The organism is Marinobacterium iners (assembly GCF_017310015.1).
Classification (GTDB): domain Bacteria; phylum Pseudomonadota; class Gammaproteobacteria; order Pseudomonadales; family Balneatricaceae; genus Marinobacterium; species Marinobacterium iners.
The window spans coordinates 907710-926725 of the sequence record NZ_CP022297.1; the positions used below are offsets into that span (position 1 = coordinate 907710).

Sequence of the window (19016 nt, forward strand, 5' to 3'; positions counted from 1 at the left end):
CCTGAACCGCTTTGTAGGGCAGGAAAAAGCGTGCTTGTGTTGACCTATAGCGACTATGTCTGAAGTGAACGGACCCAGGTGCGCAGAGCCGGCCAGCGATTGACCAGCATTGCCGTAAAGATGAGGGCGCAGCCACTGAGCTGAAGGGCGGTCATGGATTCGCCGAGCCAAAGCATGGCCAGCAGAGCTGTCCAGACAGGTTCCAGCGTCATGATGATGGCCGTATGACTGGGAGGTGCCAGGCTTTGAGCATGGGTTTGCACCAGAAAACGCAGGCTGGTTGCAATGAGTGTGCTTGCGATCAGCCAGCCCCAAATGCTGACAGACTGTTCAAAGTGCCATTCTTCCAGAAACAGTGATGCCACTGCGCTGATCAGGCCGGTGACCAGCAGTTGTACTGCGGTCAGCGGAAGTACCGGCATGCGTGTGGCGGCGCGGCTGTTGAGAATAAACGTGAACGAAAAAAACAGGGCGGACAACAGAAACAGCACTTCTGCCAGACCAAGGTGAAACTCACTGTCCAGAGACAGGCAGGCAAGGCCCGCGATGACCAAAGGTAGTGACAGGAAAACATAGGGCCCGGAACGATCACCAAACAGCAGGCTGATCAAGGGCACCAGTACGACCCCAAGCCCGGTCAAAAAGGCACCGACCCCCACATGATTGGTCATCTCCAGAGCCACTATCCAGAAGCTCAGTGCCGTACCAAAAAAGACTCCCACCAGACAGGCACTTTTCCATTGCAGCCGGGTAAACAGGCGCATGGCCGACCAGCCAACAGCTGCCAGGATCAGACCTGCGCTGATAAATCGCAATGCCATGAACAGCAGCGGGGCAAGCCCCTGTACGGCCTCACGCGAGAAAATCCAGCCAGCCGCAGCAAGAATGGTGGTGAGCAGCAGCAACAGATCGGCTTTCTGATGGGTGGACAAAATATGCATCCCTTGCGTAGTCGGTGGGCAAAGCGTGTATGTTAGCAGAAAGTCTGAAACGGCACGTTTACAAGAAGAGAACTGACGCCGGCTGGCTCAGGTGCAGAGCGCAAACAGCTGGGCTCGGCTGGTAATACCCAGCTTTTCGTAGGCACGTTTGCGATAGGTGATTACGCTGCTGGCGGCAATATCCAGCTCGGCGGCAATTGCTTCGTTTTTCTTTCCGCGCAGGACCGCACGACACACCTGCTGTTCACGTTCTGACAGAAATGCCAGTGGTCCTTCAAGCCTCAAGCGTTCATTCAGCGCAAAGTGCTTGTAGATCAGTACGCTGATCAATGCGCCTACTCGACGAGTAAAGTCATGGTCATCAAGACGGCTGTCGAAACGAGAACTGCGGCGGTAAAGGTTGACATAATAGTTGCCGGCTTCAGTTCCCCGGATGATCGCCAACTTGTCCAGAAAACCCGGCGATTCAAAAAAGGCCTTGCGATAATGTAACCCCATATCACTGCTGACGGAGTCAAAGCGAACCACCTGTACCTCGCCCGGCGCGATGGTTTTCAGGATGCTGAAATTGGGATCCTGCAAGTAGTGACGTTCTTCCACATAGGCTTCGGCCAGCTGTCTGGCGGACGCTTCTCGCGCATAATCCTTGAACAGCAGAGTCGAGACCTGATGACCGTCTGCACAGTAGAACACCATACATTGTTCGGTACCGAACTCTTCATGCAGCCAGTCAAGAAAGGCATCGTAAAAACTGTGAGTCCCCAGCTGTTCGAGTACCTGTAATACCTGGGAGGATGGGCTCCAGTCAGGTGTCATCTGCGATGGCATTCAGCTTTCCTGTGGCAAGTGCGAGTGGTTCTTATGCTTTGCTGAAGCTTAACCCAGAACGGGCACAGGCGGGAGAACATGATCAAAAGCCGGAGAGCGATTCGGCCACTGACTGCCGTCTAATCAGTCAGTGGCCGGCCCTCCGGCACCCGGCGAGCTCGGGGGAACATGCCGGGGTGGAAACAGCGGGTTGTGCTTAGCGGCAGGCGAGACTGGTCAGAATCTTCTTGAAGGTTGCGATCTCGTCTTCGCTGAACTCACCGAACATTTTGTCCTGCTCCTGCTTGGACAGGGCCCAGAGGGCTTCGGCCTGCTCTTCACCGCTGGCCGTGATGTTGTAGCACTCCTCCGAGAAGCTCACCAGTCCCTTGCGCTGCAGGATTTCAGCCGCATTGTCGACCTCAACTTCAGGCATGTTGACCTCACGCAACAGCTCCTTGCGGCAGAGCTTTGGTGTTTCCTGAAGTACCATCAGCATGCGTGCTTCACTGGTACGCAGACCCGTGGACAACTGCAGTGGCGCATAGTCGGCCTGATAGGTACGAATGGCCTGCACCATCAAGTAGTACAGATTGTCCTTGAAACGGGACTTGAGACGCTCGATGGCAGCCGGCTCATCCTCTTTCTTGGCAGGGAAGCGGGAGTGTGGCATGACCACAGAGTAGCTGCCCTGATGGTAAACCAGCGGAGCCCGGCCGTTGTCCTCAAAGGCTACAACTTTGCCTATCAAGATCCAGTGATCACCACCATCAACGGTTTCGTAGGCTTCGCACTGGAAACAGGCAGCAGTATCCGGCAGCAATGGTGCACCACCGAGACCGGCGTTGAAATCAGTGCCGGCAAATTTGTCTTCGCCGGGACGAGCAAAGTGGTTGGACAGGTCGATCTGATCTGCAGCGAGGATGTTAACAGCGAAGTGCGTCGCTTTCTCGAATATCTCGCAACTGCCGGAGCGCTTGTCGATGCTCCACAGAATCAGGGCCGGGTCCAAAGAAACGGAGTTGAAGCTGTTGGCGGTTACACCCGTTTTGACGCCGTCCGGGGTCTGCGCGGTAACAACGGTAATACCGGTGGCGAAGTTGCCCAGAGCACGACGAAAGGCTTTGGGATCGAATTCAGTGACTTGATTGCTCATAACAGCACCTGGGGTCGGGTTAACAACATTCTTATAGTAGACGAGCAACAGACAGCCCACCTGAGAAAAGGTGAGGTGTCCCCGTCAAAAGGGAAAAGGCGCCCGCCCGCATGAACAGGAGGGCGCCTCTGGATAATGCAGAGATCAGAGCAGTGAAGGATCCGGCTCAAGACCCAGCAGTTCACGACCGATGATCTGGGCACAGACATCGTAGTCGGTGTAGGCATGGGCCGCGGTCATGTTGGACTCGTGCCACAGACGCTGGCTCTCGCGATCCTGATACCAGTTGGACGCTCCCATCACTGCCCACAGACGGTTGACGGCTTCAACACACATCTTGATGGCATAAGCCTGATTGGTGCGCCAGTGCGCCAGCGTGTAACGGTCCGGGTATTCGTGACGCTCGCCATATTCCTTGTGCTCGTTCCAAGTCTTTTCCAGATAGGCGCGTGCGGCACATACCTGCTGATAGGATTCGGCGATGCGCAGAATCGGCGGAATGGACTCTTTCACCTGAGCGCCGGTGTAGGCACGGACACGGTTCTGGGTCAGTTCCTTGTACACATCGATCATGCGTTCGGCGACACCCAGGCTCATGGCCGCGAAACCACAGGCAAAGTATGGGCGGTACGGGGTATGGAAAATTTTGCTGTCCGGATACAGAGGACGACCAACGTGGCGGCCTTCCATCATGTCACGAGCGGCCTGGATGCGGTGTTCGGGAACGAATACACCCTTGATGCTGGCGGTTTTGGTTCCGCTGCCCTGCATGCCAACAGAATACCAGTCATCAATGATGGTGAACTCGCTCTTGGGGATGACCGCAAAGCTGTACACCTTTTCACCGGCTTCGTCGAAGCGGTTGAAGCCGACGATGATCCAGTCCGCGTGGTCAACACCTGAACTCCACTTCATGTCACCGGTAAAGATGATGCCACCTTCGGTTTCTTCATGCTTACCGAACGGTGCGATGGAGCTGGACGCTACAGTGTCGGGGTTCTCAGCCCAGAACTCATCCTGTGCTTTTTTGGAGAACATCGCCATCTGATGGTTATGGGTGCACAGCAGGCTGTATGCCCATGCAGTGGAGCAGCAGGCGCCGGCCAGTGCCGCGATGCAATCAGTGAATTCAGGCAGAGACATTTCCAGGCCACCGTAGGCCTTGGGCAGGAACGCACGGTTCAACCCGATACCGTGCAGCATCTCAATGTTTTCCTGGGGTACCTGACGCAGCTCAATCGCCTTGGGAGCGTTGGCGCGAATGGCAGGGAGGATCTCCTTGAGTTTGTCGAGCATCGGATTCTGTTTGTTCATCTGGATCGTCTCTCTTCTAATAATGGAATCGGTTACATCGCAATTGGGTTTTCGAGTGGCTACCCGAACAACAACTTGATAATGATCCGTGAAGGATTGCAACGATTATGCGGAGTCAGGCCTGTGCAGGAAATGTAAAATTCTGGTTTATCATTGCACTTTTCTGTATTTAAGCTGGATTGCTGTTGTCTGCCTGGACCCGGGCTATCGATCAAAAAGTAACCGACAGCCCAAGTATAGTTCAGCCAGGCTCAGGCTGCAGAACGACGGGTCAGGGCAAGAGCTGCCAGTGAGCCGCAGCCGGTAAGACCAATGATCAGCGCCATAGGCAAGGCTGTACCATCGTGCAGAGTACTGGCGATGGAGCTTGCCAGAGCCCCAAGACCGAACTGGCAGGCAACCGCCAGTCCGGCTGCGGCACCGGCCTGTTCCGGATAGCGCGATAGCAGGCTTGCCATGCAGTTGGCACCGAGTACACCGGTAACGCTGACAAAGCCCAGCAGTGCCACCACAATCAGGGGCAGGCCGCCGATCTCGGTAATACCAGCGAAGGTCAGCAGAAGCCCTGAAAAGGCTGCAAGTGAAGCGCCTGCGAGAAGCAGTTTCTGGGTGCCGAATCGTCCCACATAACGGGCATTCAAGCTCACCAATACGATGACGCCGCCGATGTTCAGGCTGAACAGCCAGGCATAGCTCTGCGGGCTGACACCAAAATACTCGATGTATACAAACGGCGATGCCGTGATATAGGCGAACATGCCCGCAAAGGTCAGCGACATGCAGAGAATGTAGCCTATGGCCACCGGCTGCAGACCAATCCTGAGGTAAGCCTGAAACACCGCCAGTACACTGGCGCGGCGTGAATCGCCGTGATGGGTTTCAGGAATTTTCCAGGCACTGGCCAGCAGTACAATTGCTGCGAAGATGAACAGCACGACAAACAGCGAGCGCCAGTCAGAGATCATGATCAGGTAACCGCCCAGCAAAGGTGCAACCAAGGTGGCGATCATGGTGACCAGATGCATCAGCGAAAGCACCCGGGCCGCCTCATTCAACGGGAACAGGTCGCGCACGATGGCACGGGCCAGAACCGCAGCGGCCGCGCCCCCCAGCCCCTGTAGAAAGCGGGCAGCGATCAGCCAGTTGGCGCTGTCTGCGAGAATGCAGGCGATACTGGCAACAAGATAAAGAGCAATGCCGCCCAGCAGTAGGTAGCGTCGGCCATATTTGTCCGACAGAGGGCCGTAAAACAGCATGCCGATGAACAGGCCGATCAGGAAGGCACTGATGGTAAGCTGAATACTGGCTTCAAGCGCGTGCAGGTCCTGGGCAATTAAAGGCAGGCTGGGCAGGTACATGTCGATGGACAAGGGGCCGAAGGCCACAAGTGCGGCCAACAGTACGATCAGGCGTTTAGGGTTGGCTACCGATGACATCCTTGAGTCTCCCGGGCAGTTGAGATCAGCTCCGGCTGCGATATGGCTAAGGCTGGAGCTTTGTTAATATGTTAATTAATATCATAACCGCTGCTGAAAGGCATCCGGTGCTGTGAACTTTCGTCAGTGAATATTTTTTGCAACCCTACTCTGTGTTCAGCAGCCCGCGCCAGTGCCCAGCTTCAAACTCATGTCGGGTTACCGTCCGGATCAAGGGCAATACCGCTCGCATCAGAGAGGTCTGCGGCCTCTCGGCGGAAGTGCAGATAAACACATCGCGCCATATCTCCGGCTGTTCAATTTCTACCGTATGAATCTGGCCGGTGGCTTCCAAGTGGAAAAAGGCTGAGGAGGGGCTGAGCAGAATACCGTAGCCATCTGCGACGTATCTCAGAGTGGTCATCAACTGACCAAAAGCGGGCCGGTGGTGCAGTTTCACTCCGGTTTGATGCTCATAATGGTGCAGCAGGTAGCCCAGAGAGTCCTGGCGGCCAGTGACGATGATCTCATGTTCGGCCAGCTCCTCAAAGGTGATACGGGTACGCTGGCGCAGGGGTTTCTGACTCTCAACCTTGGGATCCTTTCCCATGGCCAGAAACAGTTGTTCCCTAAACAGCCACTCCCGCCTCATGTGGGACACATCGGTGCCGTCTGGAGATGAGATGGAGATATCCAGCTCTCCGTTCTGGATCTGTCCGGTCAGGTTGTAGGAGAGACCGGCAAACAGATCAAGGGTTATCTTGGGAAAGCGCTTCTCAACCAGAGCCAGCAGGGGAACGGAGATGATATTGCCGATGGGTTGGGTCATGCCAATCCGCAGGCAACCGCTGGGCTCCTCTTCGTTTTGGCGTACATCGCGCCGGGCCTGTTCGATCTGCCGCATAATGGCTTCAGCATGTTCCCGAAAACGCTGGCCGGTATCGGTGAGGACTACACCTCGGAAATCGCGGTCAAAGAGCTTGGCATTCAGCTCGTGCTCAAGATTCTGTATCTGCAGGCTGATACTGGGTTGCGCAATATCCAGCTCGCGTGCTGCGGCAGCGATGCTGTTCAGTTCCGCGGCCTTGAGAAAGTAGGTCAGTTGCTTACTGTTCATGCCCTTAGGATATAAAATAAATATTGCGCACCACAATATTTATTTTGGTTTTTATGGTGCCTCCGGTTGCTTAGCATGTGTTCGAACCAATTTGCGATTGAGGAGAGCACCATGTCACTGTCCAAACGTTACTATGAGCAGCCTTCGCGCTTCAGTGAAGCCGAGTGGAAAGCGCGGGTAGATCTGGCAGCCATGTACCGTATTTTTGCCCACCTGAAGTGGGATGAGTCAATTTACAACCACATATCCCTGCGTGTACCGGATGAGCCAGAGCATTTTCTGATCAACCCTTTCGGCCTGCATTACAGTGAAGTGACAGCGTCAAATCTGGTGAAGGTTGATATTAACGGCAATATCGTTGGTCATTCTGACTGGCCGATCAATCCGGCAGGATTTACCTTCCATGGGGCTATACATGCCAGGGTTCCGGATGCTCACTGTGTCATGCATGTGCACACTACACCGACACTGGCGGTCTGTTGTCTGGATGAGGGTTTGTCCTACACCAACTTCTACTCGGCTCAGCTATATGGGAAGGTCGCCTACCATGACTTTGAAGGAATCACCGTCCACCTGGATGAGGGGCAACGCATTCTGGACAGCGCCCAGGGCAAGCCGGTCCTTCTGCTGCGTAACCATGGCCCGGTGGTGATGGGGGGAAGCTTGGCACAGGCCCTTTCACTGATGTGGCTGGTCAACCGCGCTTGTGAGGTTCAGGTGGCTTCCATGCCAATGGGGCCCCTGCGAGAGATACCGGAATCGGTACTGAACAAGTGTGTAGCAGACTCACTGAACTTTGATCCCAAGTTTGGTGCGGGTGAAGATGTGTTTGCGGCTATGAAGCGTCTGGTTGAGAAACAGGACCCATCATTCAAACGTTAATCCAAGAGGGTGGCATGGCGATGAAGGTATGTGTTTATGGCGCAGGTGCAATCGGCAGTCTGATAGCAGCCCGGTTGAGCGCCGCGGGCGAGCAGGTATCGATGATCGCCAGAGGTGAAACACTGTCTGCCCTGAAAACACAGGGGGTGGGGCTGGCACAGGTGGACGGGGCACCACAGTTTTATCCGGTGACAGCTGTTGCCGACCCCGGTGTGCTGGGCGTGCAGGATCTGGTTGTGGTTGCCACCAAGCAGTGTTCGGCCAATGAGGTGATCCGAAAACTCAGTCCTCTACTCAATGAGAATACACCCGTTCTGCTGGCCATGAATGGTGTGCCCTGGTGGTTTCTGGATGGGCTGGAACAGGCCCCGGATGATCGCGTGCTGCGATGCCTGGACCCGGATGGTGATCTGCGGGATATCCTGCCCAGCCAGCAGGTTTTGGGATGCGTCCTGCACCTTTCGGCTACCATGGCCGGTCCCGGTGTTGTTCGCCTTAACGGAGGCAATACCCTGCTCATCGGGTCACCTCTGAAGACGATGTCGAGCTCCCTGAAAGCGACGGTGGAGCGGTTGAGCTATGCCGGATTTGAAGCCAGAGAGTCCGCCGATATACACCACGATATATGGTTCAAGTTGCTGGGGAACATGACAATGAACCCGGTTTCGGCTCTGACTCGCTCAACCACTGACCGTATTTTGGATGATCCTCTTGTCAGCCGTTTCTGCTGCAAAGTCATGACAGAGGCGGTACAAGTCGGCGCGGCACTGGGCTGCCATATGGAACAGACACCGGAAGAGCGTAATGCTGAAACCCGGAAACTGGGATGTTTTAAGACCTCAATGTTGCAGGATGCTGAAGCGTGTCGAGAGCTGGAGTACCAGGCCCTGGTGGGTGTTGTCCATGAGCTTGCACTAAAGCTGCAGATCGATACCCCCAACCTTGAGATCCTGTACGGACTGATCCGGCTGCTTGACTCAAATTTATGTGAACACAAAAAACTAAAATAAAGACGGAGTAGTGTGATGAAAAAGACAACTTTTGGCACTCAGGTAGCCGGTATTTTTGCCGGCGTGATGCTGTCGGCGTCGTCTATGGCAGCAACGACCTTGAATGTGGGTACCTGGTTGCCCGCCAGCAGCGCGCAGAACTCAGTGGTCTGGCCCACGTGGGCCAAGTGGGTCGAAGAAGCCACCGAGGGACGTGTTAAGGTCAAGCTGGAGTATGACCTTGGGCACCCCAAAAGCATGTTCAACCTCGTGGAAGACGGTGTCATTGATGCCAGTTTCAGCGTTAATGGCTACCTGCCGGGCCGGTTCAGACTGACCACCCTGTGTGAAATTCCAGGCATAACTCCTGATGCGGAGCAGGGTTCGGTTGCACTCTGGAAAACCTACAAGGAATACCTGGAGCCTGCTGGAGAGTTTAATGGGTTGAAGGTGCTGGGTATGTTTGTGCATGGTCCCGGACAGCTACATACCACCTTCCCCGTTAACTCCTTAAGTGATCTGGAATCGCGCAAGATCCGTGTTGGCGGGGGCATCGTCAATGAATTGGCTTCACGACTTGAGGTTACGCCGGTAAGTGCACCCGCGACCAAGGTGTATGAGATGATGCAGCAGGGTGTGGTAGAAGGGGTATTTCTGCCGGCCATGGAGCAGAAGTACCTGCGTCTGAACGAGGTTACCAGCCATCTGACACTCTTCCCCGGTGGAATGTATAACACCGCCTTTACCATTTTCATGAATCCTGATGTATTTGACGGTCTCAGTGAAGAAGATCAGCAGGCGATCATGTCGGTTTCAGGTGAAAAACTTTCTCGTTTAGCGGGGCAGGCCTGGGCAGGGGCGGATCAGTCTGGTCTGGAAGCAGCGATTCAAAATGGCGTCGAAGTCAACCAGCTCAGTGAGGGCGATACACTGGTTGAAGAGCTGCATGAGGCCGCAGTAGGTATGGATCAACAATGGCTTGATTCGGTGGCAGATATGCCGGTGGATGCCGCCGCAGCGCTGGAGTACTACCGCAGCCAGGTTAGCCAGTAGATCTCCGTACATATAGAAGCGGTCGCAGGGATGCCTGCGGCCGTTTTTTTATAGGTGCTGCGGGTGGCAGCGAAGTGCAGAAAATGGAACGGCCTGCAGATGCAGGCCGTTCGATACAGTGACCACAGCTTAAACGCGGCTGGCTCCTGGTAAAAATGACTCGGTAACCGATGCCTGAGGTCCCGGAACCTTATCACCAGCAACGTGAGACACCGGGAACACTGCATTGATCTGGCCAGTACCAGAGCTGCCGAAGTAGGGGGTCAGCACTTCCACTTTCTGGTCGTATTCAGACCAGCCCAGGGCACCCAACAACATGGCGGTGTCATGCATGAAACCTTCACCATGGCCTTTCACGGCATACTCGGGCAGCATTTCGCAGAAGTCTTCCCATTCACCGTTTTCCCACATCTCTACCACCTGGTGGTCCAGTCGCTCAAGGAACGGTGACCAGGTTTTGGTGGCAAAATCCGGTGCCTGACCGTTCTGAGCGAAACGGTGCGACAGGGAGCCGGACGCCAGAATGGCAACGGTACCGTCGTACTTTTCTTCAATTGCCTTGCGCATGGCCCAGCCCAGACGCGCACTGTCATTCAGGTAGTGCACGGTGCACATGGCAGATACCGAAATCACCTTGAAATGGCGATCTTGGTTCATGTAGCGCATCGGTACCAGGGTGCCGTATTCCGGATCAAGGCTGGTGGAATCATGGGCCAGGGTTTCGACACCCTGAGCGTTACATTCCTCGGCCAGCAGGCGGCCCAGTTCCGGGTTGCCATCGTATTCAAACTCCATGTTGGAGATGAAATGAGGCAGCTCGTTGCTGGTGTAGTTGCCGGCCCAGTGTGCCGCACAGTTGATGTGGTAGTTGGCATTGACCAGCCAGTGAGTGTCGAACACGATGATCGTATCAACACCCAGCTCACGGCAGCGACGGCCGATTTCGTGATGGCCGTCGATGGCCGCCTGACGGAAGCCCTTTTGTGGACCGTCCAGTTCAGACAGATACATGGACGGTACATGGGTGATTTTTGCAGCTAATGCGAGTTTACCCATCGAATTTTCCTCTTTTGTTGTTACCGGGGCGGCAGGCCGTTGCCCGGTCAGCATAGTCTTGGGTCATTGACCGATATAGTCTTGTGGGCGTCCCTGCGCATTATTGGGCAGCGTTGTCGTGTCGCCTGCGCCAGGCACTGTAATGTGCCAGCAATGCAACCACGGGTGCTGCCAGAATGCAGCAGAATACCAGTGTAGTGCCATAATCCAGCAGCATGGGGACAAGCTGGGCGATGACGGCACCTGTCAACAGCTGGATGAATCCCATCAGTCCTGACGCGGTTCCGGCCGAACTGTCACTGCTGCTGATGGCAGCCGACTGGGCATTCGGCTGGCTCAAGCCGCGGCCAAAAATAACCAGGGCCATGGGCAGGAACAGCCCTGCCAAGCTAAGCGCGTTTAGCAGCGAAAGGCCCAGCAGCAATGCCGCACCCAACAGCGACAGCAAGTTGCCGCACAGGACCATCTGGTCAACGCTGAACAGCTTAGCCAGCCGTGTTGACAGAAAACTGCCCGCCATGAAGGCCAGCGACACCGTCAAAAACCAGCTGCCAAACACGGCCGAGTTGCCGCCCAGCTGGTCTGTCACGATATAGGGACTGCTGCCAACGAAGAGGTAGAATGCCGCTGCGATGGCCGTGGTGGATAACACGTAGCCCAGATACTGGCCTGATCCCAGTACCTCACCATACCGTTTCAGGATGCCTCCGAGGTGCAGGCTGTCACTGCGGGCGCGACTGGTTTCCGGCAACATGCGCAGTGCGACCAGCCATACCAGGGCGCCCATGAACACGGACATATAGAATATTGAGTTCCATCCCGTCCAAAGGTTCAGGAAGCCCCCGATGGTGGGCGCAATGGCCTGCGCAATGGCAATGGCCATGACCACGTAGCCCATGCGCCCGGCTGCCCCCTCACGGCCATGCACATCCAAAATGATGGTGCGTGCCAGCGCCATGCATGTACTGCCACCCAACGCCTGCAGGACACGCCCTGCAATCAGCATCTCGACCCCATCTGCTGAAGCGGCCAACAGGCTGCCCAGTGTGTGTAGACCCAGACCTGCCAGCAGTACCGGACGACGGCCGAAATAGTCCGCCAGCGGTCCGGTGATCAACTGGCCAATGGCCAGTGTCAACAGGTAACAGGTAAAGGTCAGCTGAATGGTAGCGATATCCGCATCCAGCGCAGCGGCTGCATCCGGCATTGCCGGCACGAATGCATTCAGGGCCAGTGGACTGGCCATGGCGATCAGTGTCAGCAGGGCAACAGGTGGATTCAGTTTCACGATATCTCGGCCGGTCAGGCAACCGGTGCAGCCCTGTAGGACTGCACCGGACAGCACTTACTTGGGATCGCGGATTACCAGCAGGCGCAGCTCGGTCATGTCCTCGATCGCATAGCGAACGCCTTCACGACCCAGACCGCTGTCCTTCACGCCGCCGTACGGCATGTGATCCACACGCCAGGACGGCACATCACCGATCACCACGCCGCCGACTTCCAGCTCATCCCAGGCTTTCTGGATTTTGTAGATGTCGCGGGTGAAAATGCCGGCCTGCAGACCGAAGTCAGAGTTGTTGACCTCTTTCAGCGCAGCATCAAAGTCGTTGAATTTGGACAGGATCGCCACCGGGCCAAAGGCTTCCTGGGTGTTGACGTTCTGATCCGCATCCACGTTTTCCAGCAGGGTTGCCTGCAGCATGGCGCCTTCGCGCTCGCCACCGGCCAGAACGGTCGCACCGGCTTCCTTCGCTTCCAGCACCCAGTTGTGCAGACGGGTGGCTTCCTTCTCAGAGATCATCGGTCCGATGAAGGTGTTCTCGTCTTTAGGATCGCCGTGTACCAGTGCATTGACCGCCTTGGACAGCTTGTCGCGGACTTCATCATAGTGCGCTTCGTGCACCATGATGCGCTGAACGCTGATGCAGCTCTGGCCGGACTGGTAGTAGGCGCCGAAGACGATACGGGCAACGGCGTCATCAAGGTCGGTGCCTTCGTCAACGATGCAGGCCGCATTGCCGCCCAGCTCCAGTACGACAGGCTTTTTGCCGGCCTTGGCCTTCAGCTGCCAGCCCACGTCCGGAGAACCGGTAAAGCTGAGCAGTTTCAGGCGGTCGTCGGTGGTGAATAGGTCGGCACCGTCGCGGTGGCAGGGCAGAATGGAGAATGCGCCCTTGGGCAGATCGGTTTCGGCCAGTACTTCACCGATGATGATCGCGCCGATCGGCGTCAGGCTGGCCGGCTTCAGGATGAACGGACAGCCCGCTGCGATCGCCGGAGCCACCTTGTGAGCCGCCAGGTTCAGCGGGAAGTTGAACGGTGAAATGAAGGAGCAGGCGCCGATGGGGACGCGTTTCCACATGCCGGTGTAACCTTCGGCACGGGGGCTGATATCCATCGGTACCACTTCACCGCCGATGCGAACGGCTTCTTCAGCGGCAATGCGGAAGGTATCAATCAGGCGGGTGACTTCACCGCGGGCGTCCTTGATCGGCTTGCCAGCTTCGATGCAGAGGGCTACGGCCAGCTCTTCGGCACGCTCTTCAAAACGCTTCACGCAGTGGTTCAGAATGGCCTGACGCTTGTAGGCCGGCAGCTTGCGCATCGGCTCGGTGGCAGCGTCAGCCGCTGCGATCGCCTTGTCGATGGCAGCCGCATCAGCCATGGCGACACGGGTGGCCGCTTCGCCGGTGAACTTGTCATAGACTACCAGATCCTGGTTCGGAGCCAGGGCTTCGTTGGCCAGGTAGTAGGGGTAGGATGTCTGCAGCATGGATGGGTCTCCGCCTGCTTATAGTGTTGGGTTATGAGTGAGAACTGGCTGAATCGACCGCCGGGGAGGTGAAACCCCGGCGGATGTGTAACTTACTATACCGGGAAAATAACGTTGGCTTGGCCGGTACCGGAGCTTGGGAAGTACTCGCCGATCAACTCGCCCTTGCCGGTGTACTTGTCCCAGCCGAGGGCACCGAACAGCATGGCAGTATCGTGCATGCCGCCTTCACCTGAGCAGTGTTGGGCATACTCGGGCAGCATCTTCAGGAAGGTATCGATTTCCCCGTTCTGCCACAGCTCCAGCACGCGCAGATCGACCTGACGGTTGAATTCGCGTGAAATGGTGAAGGTGCCATTGTTCGCTTCGTAGAGCTCGTTTTCCCAGATCTTGTGTGACAGGGAGCCGGAAGCCAGCAGCAGGACCTTGCAGTCGCTTTCCTTGACCGCTTCGGCGATCGCCTCACCCAGCTTGCGAGAGTCCTGCAGGTTGTGAACGGTACAGAAGGCCGCAACAGATACGATCGGCATATCACCGGGCTCCATGAAGTGCATGGGCACCAGTGTGCCGTACTCAAGGTCCAGCGTTTCAACCTGGTGGGAGAGGGTGAAAACACCTTTTTCGGTGGCCTTGGCCGCAATCGCATCGCCCAGCGCCGGGTTACCCTTGTACTCATACTCCAGGTTCTGGATGAAGTGCGGGAACTCGTGGCTGGTGAACTTGCCCTTGAATACCGGGTTGCTGTTGATGTGATAACCGGCGTTGATCAGCCAGTGGGTATCCAGCACCACAACCGTGTCGGCACCCATTTCACGCGCACGGCGCATGATCTCACGGTGACCGTCGATGGCCTGCTGGCGGCAGCCCTGAAGTTTGCCCGGCTGCTCTGACAGCAGCATGGTCGGTACGTGAGTCACTTTTGCAGCTAATACGATTTCGCCCATGGTTAACACCTTCTTTATTGTGGGACATGCCCGGCATGATCGAGGTTTTTTTGCGCCGCGATCAAGGTTTTTGCAGGTGCGAAAACCCGGGCTGTCTTTCGTTAACATGTTAAGTAATGCTAGTTAACATATTATCTAAAGTCAACGGCCGTCCAAAAGGGGCGGCGCGTTCAACTTCGAGGATTATTGACGGGTGTCAGGGTTTGATCTGGCAGAGCTGATTCAGCAGCTTGTCCAGCTGCTCCATGTTTTCCTTGGAAAACTGATCTGTGATCTGCTGGTAGCAGGCTTCCAATGAGGGACTGATGCTGTCGAACATCTGCTTGGCCTTGTCGGTCAGGCTGATCAGCACGCGGCGTTGATCTTCCGGCGAGCGGCGGCGCTGAATGTAATCCTGCTGCTCCAGCCGGCTAATGATGCCGGTAAGGCTGGGGCTGAGTATGCAGCACAGGTCCGCCAACTGTTTGGACTCAAGTTCTCCGTGTTCATCCAGGGCACGAATCACGCGCCACTGCTGTTCGGTAAGCGGAATCTCCTGCAACACAGGGCGGAAGAAGCTCATGGTCACTTCACGCGCCTTCAGCAGTTTCAGGGGGATGGAGTCTTCGTATTTGCGCATCAGTGTCTCATTACCTGTTGTTCGTATCGGCTGCAGAATGGTCACCGGACCCCCATATACTGCATTAAGTACATCAGCAGGCTGGCGGCAGCCAGCATCATCACTGAATAGTTAAGGTTGTTCTTCAGCAGGGTACTTGCCGGACAGGCAAAACGTGCCTGCAGTATAAAATTCACGCCGCTGAAAGTGCTGCCAGACATGGAAACCGATGTTGCCACTATATAGGCGATCGCCATCAGTGTCGGGGCCGTGGTGACGTCAGCCAGCAGACCGGCACAGATCGCCACCAGAGCGAACTGGTGAATGCCCAGGTAGGCAAGCACCACGATCGAGATCATCACCATCGATGCCACCGTCGCATCGGTGTGGGTGAATGGCAGATCGATCAGCCCGACAGCAATGCATGCCTTGACCCCGGCCGCAAGAAAGCCTGCACTTAGAAAGAGTGATATTTCGGCGCGAGTGTCAGCCAAGCGTTGGGTGATATGCTCAATCACCCGGGATGTCGCCTGTAACGGGCCGCGGCGTAGCGTCAACAGCATCAGTGGTGTAAGTATCGCCAGCAATGACACAGCACCCACGGTTGGCAACTTTGGCCAAATCCATGCAGCGAGCAGGATTGTACTGATCAGGCACAATGGGAGCAACAGGGTGCCCAGTGTCATGGGAAAGCCTGAATAGTGGTGGTATTCGTCGTTATGACGATGGCGCACGTCCAGGAGAGTGAGCAACAGGCCGATCACCGCCAGTGCGGCCGAGAACGGATAGATGCTGTAGAGTTCGGCACCGGGCACCTGCTCAAGCACCAGCGGAAGTATGCTCAAAAAGGGTGACCACATGATCGCAAGGCTGAAGCCGCGTGCCAGAATGATCTGTGATAACGGGCTAAGTGTTCCTTTGCGCTTGATCTGCTCGCCCACCAGCAGCATGGATGAGAAGTTGGCGACGGACGAAAACAGGTGCATCCCACCGAGCGTGAGCAGAAAGCTTCGCGGACCGGGAGAGTCGGTGGCCGGTGCCAGTTGTGTACTGAGGCGGATGAAGTTCACGGCCGCCAGCAGCATCGCAAGTTTGAGGTGCTCGCCCAGCAAGTCAATCAATTGTGCATCAGAGCCCTGGCTCCACGCCCAGCCGGTAAAGGCCGCTCCAATGGCACAGAGTACGCTGATCTGAATGCGTTGCTTGCGGTTCAGGCGCAGGTATTCGAGCAGCACAAAGGCCCAGGCCGTGAGTGTTGCCGGCAGGGCCAGCACGGCCAGGTCGAACGTGTCGATCAATGCCATGACCAAAGTGGCAAAGATCAGCAGGCCTGAAAGGGTGTCTATGGCGATTCCGGAGCGTTCACCGGCTGTTGGGTTCTGTTGCATGGCAGCATTTTATTAATGTATTAACTAACAGTCCAGCGGGTGTTACTGCTGTTCGCTCCGATAACGCTGAGCGGTGACGCCGGTATGGCGCTTGAAAAAGCGGGAAAAATAGGCAGGGTCAGAAAATCCCAGTTGATAGCAGATGTCACTGCTGGATAGATTGCTGAAGGTAAGCAGCCGTTTGGTTTCCTGAATTATGCGGTCGTGGATCAGCTTTTTGGGGGAGCGGTTGGAGACACGTTGACAGATCTGGTGCAGCCGACTTTCTGAAATACCCAACCGGTCGGTGTACTCCGGCAGGTGCCAGTGCTCACGGTAGTGTCCTTCGATCAGGTCTGAGAAGCGTCGAAAGATCTGCAGATCATCGTTGTTGACGGTGGTGCTTTCCGCCTCCTTGGCTGACAGACGACTGATTTGAATCAGTAAAAGCCTTACCAGAGTATGCAACGCCAGTCGCTTGGCCGGGCGCTCTCTGAACCATTCCACCTTGAGGTTGCGGAAGGTCTGAGTAATCAATGGCCACTGGGTACGCTGCTCGGGTTCCAGTTCGGCACGCACAATGCAGATACCATGGTTCAGCTCGGTATCCATCTCCTGCTGCAGACCATCCTTGAGCAACTGCCAGACAATGGACTGATGGATGGTCAGTACATGGCCGCAGGCTTCGGGTTCTGTCAGAAAGGAGTGGGGCACCGACGGTGGTGTCAGAATCAGGCTTGGGCCACAGCCGTGGTAGATCTTGTCATCAATGTGGAAGCTGACTTCGCCACGGTCGATATAGTGGATCTGCAAATACTGGGCATGCCGATGCACTGGCATGTCGCGACCATAGAAGTCGGCCAGGTTTTCCAGTACGTCGTAATGGATCGGCGCGTCGATATATCGACGGTCGTAATCCTGTCCCAGGATGATGTTGGGAATCCATTCACTGTGATCGCGGGCGCTCATGGACCGACTATAGCAGATAGGAAGCAGGGGAAAGTCAGTTGTGACCACACCCGAAGGTGTGGACACAACTGATGGGGCAAGGGCTTAGCGCTTGCCAAGCGTCGGTACGCGGTGAGTACCGTGCGCGATGCAGACGTTCTTGGTTTCCATATAGAAGTCGAAGCTCCAGTCACCGCCGTCACGGCCGATACCGGACATCTTGATACCACCGAACGGAGACGGCAGGTTACGGTTGTTTTCGGAGTTCACCCACAGCATGCCGGCTTCGACGTGCTTGGCCATGCGCATGGCGCGACCGGTGTTCTCGGTCCAGATATAGCCGGACAAGCCGTACTGGGTATCGTTGGCAATGGCGATCGCTTCCTCTTCGGTATCGAAGGTGATGGCGGTCAGTACCGGGCCAAAGATCTCTTCCTGGGCGATGCGCATCTTGTTGTCAGCGCCAGTGAACAGGGTCGGTTCAACATAGTTGCCGGCCGGGTCCAGTTCAGCCTTGGCATCGGTGATGCGTTTGCCGCCCACAGCGATGTTGGCACCATCTTCCTTGGCGATATCGAAGTAGCTCAGCACCTTGTTGAAGTGTTCGGTGGCGACCAGCGGGCCCACTTCGGTTTCAGGGTCAAGCGAGTGACCTACGCGCAGGTTGCGTACACGCTGCTCCAGCGCCGCGATGAACTTGTCGCGGATGCCGCTCTGAATCAGCAGGCGGCTGGAAGAGGTACAACGCTGACCGTTCAGGCTGTAGATCATGAACACAACAGCGTCCAGGGCGCGTTCGAAGTCGGCATCGTCAAATACGATAACCGGGTTTTTGCCGCCCAGTTCGAAGTGCATGCGTTTCAGCGTGTCAGCACCCTGGCGCATGATGTGTGAACCTGTAGCGGACTCGCCCACCAGAGCCACGGCCTTGATTGCCGGGTGTTCGGTCATGCGTTTGCCAACGCCTTCACCGAAGCCGTTTACCATGTTCCAGACGCCCTTGGGCAGAACTTCATCGGCGATTTCAGCCAGGATGTAGGCGCTCAGCGGGGTCAGTTCAGCCGGCTTGTGTACCACGGTACAGCCTGCAGCCAGTGCTGGTGCGATTTTCCAGGTAGACAGCATAAACGGCGTGTTCCACGGCGTGATGATACCGACCGGACCGATCGCCTTGCGAATGGTGTAGTTGGTGTGCTCGTCCTGATGCAGCGCCAGTCCGTTCTGTGCTTCCGGTGCCTTGTCGGCGAAGAAACGGAAGTTGGCGGCACCACGCAGGGCGGCCTGCTTCATGAAACGGATCGCCTGACCGCAGTCCATGGACTCGACCAGCGCGATCTCGTCGGCACGTTCAACCAGGCGGTCGGCAAACTTGTTCAGCAAACGCTTGCGTTCGGCACCAGGAGTGTTGGACCAGGTTTCGAATGCGTCTTCAGCGGCCTGACAGGCGGCATCCATGTCGGCAACTGAGCCGGCCATGATCTTGCCGATGGAGCTGTTGTCGGTCGGCGTGTAGTTGTCGTATTCCTTGCCGCCGTTACCCAAGGTGAATTCACCGTTGATGTAGTGGCCGGTGGTGTTGTTCTTGAAGCGCTCCAGGTATTTTTGGGCGCGTTCCAGATTGGTTGCCAGTGTATCGCTCATTCTAGTCTCCTG

The 19016-nt window shown here is 56.2% G+C and carries 17 protein-coding genes; 3 read left to right on the top strand and 14 right to left on the bottom strand.

Features of this window, described 5'->3' with window-relative positions; translation table 11 throughout:
* Positions 1–53 precede the first annotated feature (53 nt).
* The 6 genes from CFI10_RS04415 to CFI10_RS04440 form a co-directional block, all read right to left on the bottom strand.
* Positions 54–932, bottom strand: coding sequence for a DMT family transporter (locus CFI10_RS04415; protein ID WP_206839884.1), 879 nt, complete (start codon positions 930–932; stop codon positions 54–56).
* A 96-nt stretch (positions 933–1028) separates the two neighbouring features.
* Positions 1029–1769, bottom strand: a complete 741-nt coding sequence (locus CFI10_RS04420; protein WP_206839886.1) for a helix-turn-helix transcriptional regulator — start codon at positions 1767–1769, stop codon at positions 1029–1031.
* Between the two features lie 196 nt (positions 1770–1965).
* Positions 1966–2904, bottom strand: a complete 939-nt coding sequence (locus CFI10_RS04425; RefSeq protein WP_206839895.1) for a p-hydroxyphenylacetate 3-hydroxylase reductase component — start codon at positions 2902–2904, stop codon at positions 1966–1968.
* Positions 2905–3048: 144 nt separating this feature from the next.
* Positions 3049–4218 carry a p-hydroxyphenylacetate 3-hydroxylase oxygenase component gene (locus tag CFI10_RS04430; protein WP_091828001.1) on the bottom strand — a complete coding sequence of 390 codons (1170 nt, stop codon included), beginning with the start codon at positions 4216–4218 and terminating at the stop codon, positions 3049–3051.
* Positions 4219–4469: 251 nt separating this feature from the next.
* The gene (locus CFI10_RS04435; RefSeq protein ID WP_206839897.1) at positions 4470–5654 is read right to left on the bottom strand and encodes a Bcr/CflA family multidrug efflux MFS transporter; all 1185 of its coding nucleotides are present in this window, start codon (positions 5652–5654) and stop codon (positions 4470–4472) included.
* Positions 5655–5799: 145 nt separating this feature from the next.
* Positions 5800–6750 carry a LysR family transcriptional regulator gene (locus CFI10_RS04440; protein ID WP_206839899.1) on the bottom strand — a complete coding sequence of 317 codons (951 nt, stop codon included), beginning with the start codon at positions 6748–6750 and terminating at the stop codon, positions 5800–5802.
* A gap of 111 nt (positions 6751–6861) precedes the next feature.
* Here CFI10_RS04440 and CFI10_RS04445 point away from each other — a divergent pair, with 111 nt between their 5' ends.
* The 3 genes from CFI10_RS04445 to CFI10_RS04455 are packed head-to-tail and all read left to right on the top strand — an operon-like array spanning position 6862 to position 9674.
* Positions 6862–7632: a class II aldolase/adducin family protein gene (locus CFI10_RS04445; protein ID WP_206839901.1), complete on the top strand. Its 771-nt coding sequence runs from the start codon at positions 6862–6864 to the stop codon at positions 7630–7632.
* Positions 7633–7646: 14 nt separating this feature from the next.
* Positions 7647–8642, top strand: a complete 996-nt coding sequence (locus CFI10_RS04450; RefSeq protein WP_206839903.1) for a ketopantoate reductase family protein — start codon at positions 7647–7649, stop codon at positions 8640–8642.
* Positions 8643–8657: 15 nt separating this feature from the next.
* Positions 8658–9674 carry a TRAP transporter substrate-binding protein gene (locus CFI10_RS04455; RefSeq protein ID WP_206839905.1) on the top strand — a complete coding sequence of 339 codons (1017 nt, stop codon included), beginning with the start codon at positions 8658–8660 and terminating at the stop codon, positions 9672–9674.
* Positions 9675–9803: 129 nt separating this feature from the next.
* On the opposite strand, the gene hpaD (CFI10_RS04460) is transcribed toward CFI10_RS04455, so the two are convergent.
* From hpaD (CFI10_RS04460) to hpaE, 8 genes are all read right to left on the bottom strand, one after another.
* Complete coding sequence (gene hpaD / locus CFI10_RS04460) at positions 9804–10730, bottom strand: 3,4-dihydroxyphenylacetate 2,3-dioxygenase (protein ID WP_206839906.1); 927 nt, start codon at positions 10728–10730, stop codon at positions 9804–9806.
* Between the two features lie 100 nt (positions 10731–10830).
* A complete protein-coding gene (locus CFI10_RS04465; protein WP_206839909.1) occupies positions 10831–12018 on the bottom strand; it encodes a multidrug effflux MFS transporter in 1188 nt (395 codons plus the stop codon).
* A gap of 57 nt (positions 12019–12075) precedes the next feature.
* A complete protein-coding gene (locus tag CFI10_RS04470; RefSeq protein ID WP_206839911.1) occupies positions 12076–13506 on the bottom strand; it encodes an aldehyde dehydrogenase family protein in 1431 nt (476 codons plus the stop codon).
* A gap of 95 nt (positions 13507–13601) precedes the next feature.
* Positions 13602–14450 carry a 3,4-dihydroxyphenylacetate 2,3-dioxygenase gene (gene hpaD, locus CFI10_RS04475; RefSeq protein WP_206839913.1) on the bottom strand — a complete coding sequence of 283 codons (849 nt, stop codon included), beginning with the start codon at positions 14448–14450 and terminating at the stop codon, positions 13602–13604.
* Positions 14451–14646: 196 nt separating this feature from the next.
* Positions 14647–15069, bottom strand: a complete 423-nt coding sequence (hpaR, locus tag CFI10_RS04480) for a homoprotocatechuate degradation operon regulator HpaR (protein ID WP_206839915.1) — start codon at positions 15067–15069, stop codon at positions 14647–14649.
* Positions 15070–15110: 41 nt separating this feature from the next.
* Positions 15111–16436, bottom strand: a complete 1326-nt coding sequence (locus CFI10_RS04485) for a hypothetical protein (RefSeq protein ID WP_206839917.1) — start codon at positions 16434–16436, stop codon at positions 15111–15113.
* Positions 16437–16478: 42 nt separating this feature from the next.
* A complete protein-coding gene (gene hpaA / locus CFI10_RS04490) occupies positions 16479–17384 on the bottom strand; it encodes a 4-hydroxyphenylacetate catabolism regulatory protein HpaA (RefSeq protein ID WP_206839920.1) in 906 nt (301 codons plus the stop codon).
* Positions 17385–17468: 84 nt separating this feature from the next.
* The gene (gene hpaE, locus CFI10_RS04495; RefSeq protein WP_206839922.1) at positions 17469–19004 is read right to left on the bottom strand and encodes a 5-carboxymethyl-2-hydroxymuconate semialdehyde dehydrogenase; all 1536 of its coding nucleotides are present in this window, start codon (positions 19002–19004) and stop codon (positions 17469–17471) included.
* Positions 19005–19016 lie beyond the last annotated feature (12 nt).

Excerpts from the sequence above, each read along its gene's own strand:
- CFI10_RS04420 (WP_206839886.1), bottom strand. The coding sequence starts at position 1,769 with ATGCCATCGCAGATGACACCTGACTGGAGCCCATCCTCCCAGGTATTA.
- CFI10_RS04425 (WP_206839895.1), bottom strand. The coding sequence starts at position 2,904 with ATGAGCAATCAAGTCACTGAATTCGATCCCAAAGCCTTTCGTCGTGCT.
- CFI10_RS04430 (WP_091828001.1), bottom strand. The coding sequence starts at position 4,218 with ATGAACAAACAGAATCCGATGCTCGACAAACTCAAGGAGATCCTCCCT.
- CFI10_RS04435 (WP_206839897.1), bottom strand. The coding sequence starts at position 5,654 with ATGTCATCGGTAGCCAACCCTAAACGCCTGATCGTACTGTTGGCCGCA.
- CFI10_RS04440 (WP_206839899.1), bottom strand. The coding sequence starts at position 6,750 with ATGAACAGTAAGCAACTGACCTACTTTCTCAAGGCCGCGGAACTGAAC.
- CFI10_RS04445 (WP_206839901.1), top strand. The coding sequence starts at position 6,862 with ATGTCACTGTCCAAACGTTACTATGAGCAGCCTTCGCGCTTCAGTGAA.
- CFI10_RS04450 (WP_206839903.1), top strand. The coding sequence starts at position 7,647 with ATGGCGATGAAGGTATGTGTTTATGGCGCAGGTGCAATCGGCAGTCTG.
- CFI10_RS04455 (WP_206839905.1), top strand. The coding sequence starts at position 8,658 with ATGAAAAAGACAACTTTTGGCACTCAGGTAGCCGGTATTTTTGCCGGC.
- hpaD (WP_206839906.1), bottom strand. The coding sequence starts at position 10,730 with ATGGGTAAACTCGCATTAGCTGCAAAAATCACCCATGTACCGTCCATG.
- CFI10_RS04470 (WP_206839911.1), bottom strand. The coding sequence starts at position 13,506 with ATGCTGCAGACATCCTACCCCTACTACCTGGCCAACGAAGCCCTGGCT.
- hpaD (WP_206839913.1), bottom strand. The coding sequence starts at position 14,450 with ATGGGCGAAATCGTATTAGCTGCAAAAGTGACTCACGTACCGACCATG.
- hpaR (WP_206839915.1), bottom strand. The coding sequence starts at position 15,069 with ATGCGCAAATACGAAGACTCCATCCCCCTGAAACTGCTGAAGGCGCGT.
- CFI10_RS04485 (WP_206839917.1), bottom strand. The coding sequence starts at position 16,436 with ATGCAACAGAACCCAACAGCCGGTGAACGCTCCGGAATCGCCATAGAC.
- hpaA (WP_206839920.1), bottom strand. The coding sequence starts at position 17,384 with ATGAGCGCCCGCGATCACAGTGAATGGATTCCCAACATCATCCTGGGA.
- hpaE (WP_206839922.1), bottom strand. The coding sequence starts at position 19,004 with ATGAGCGATACACTGGCAACCAATCTGGAACGCGCCCAAAAATACCTG.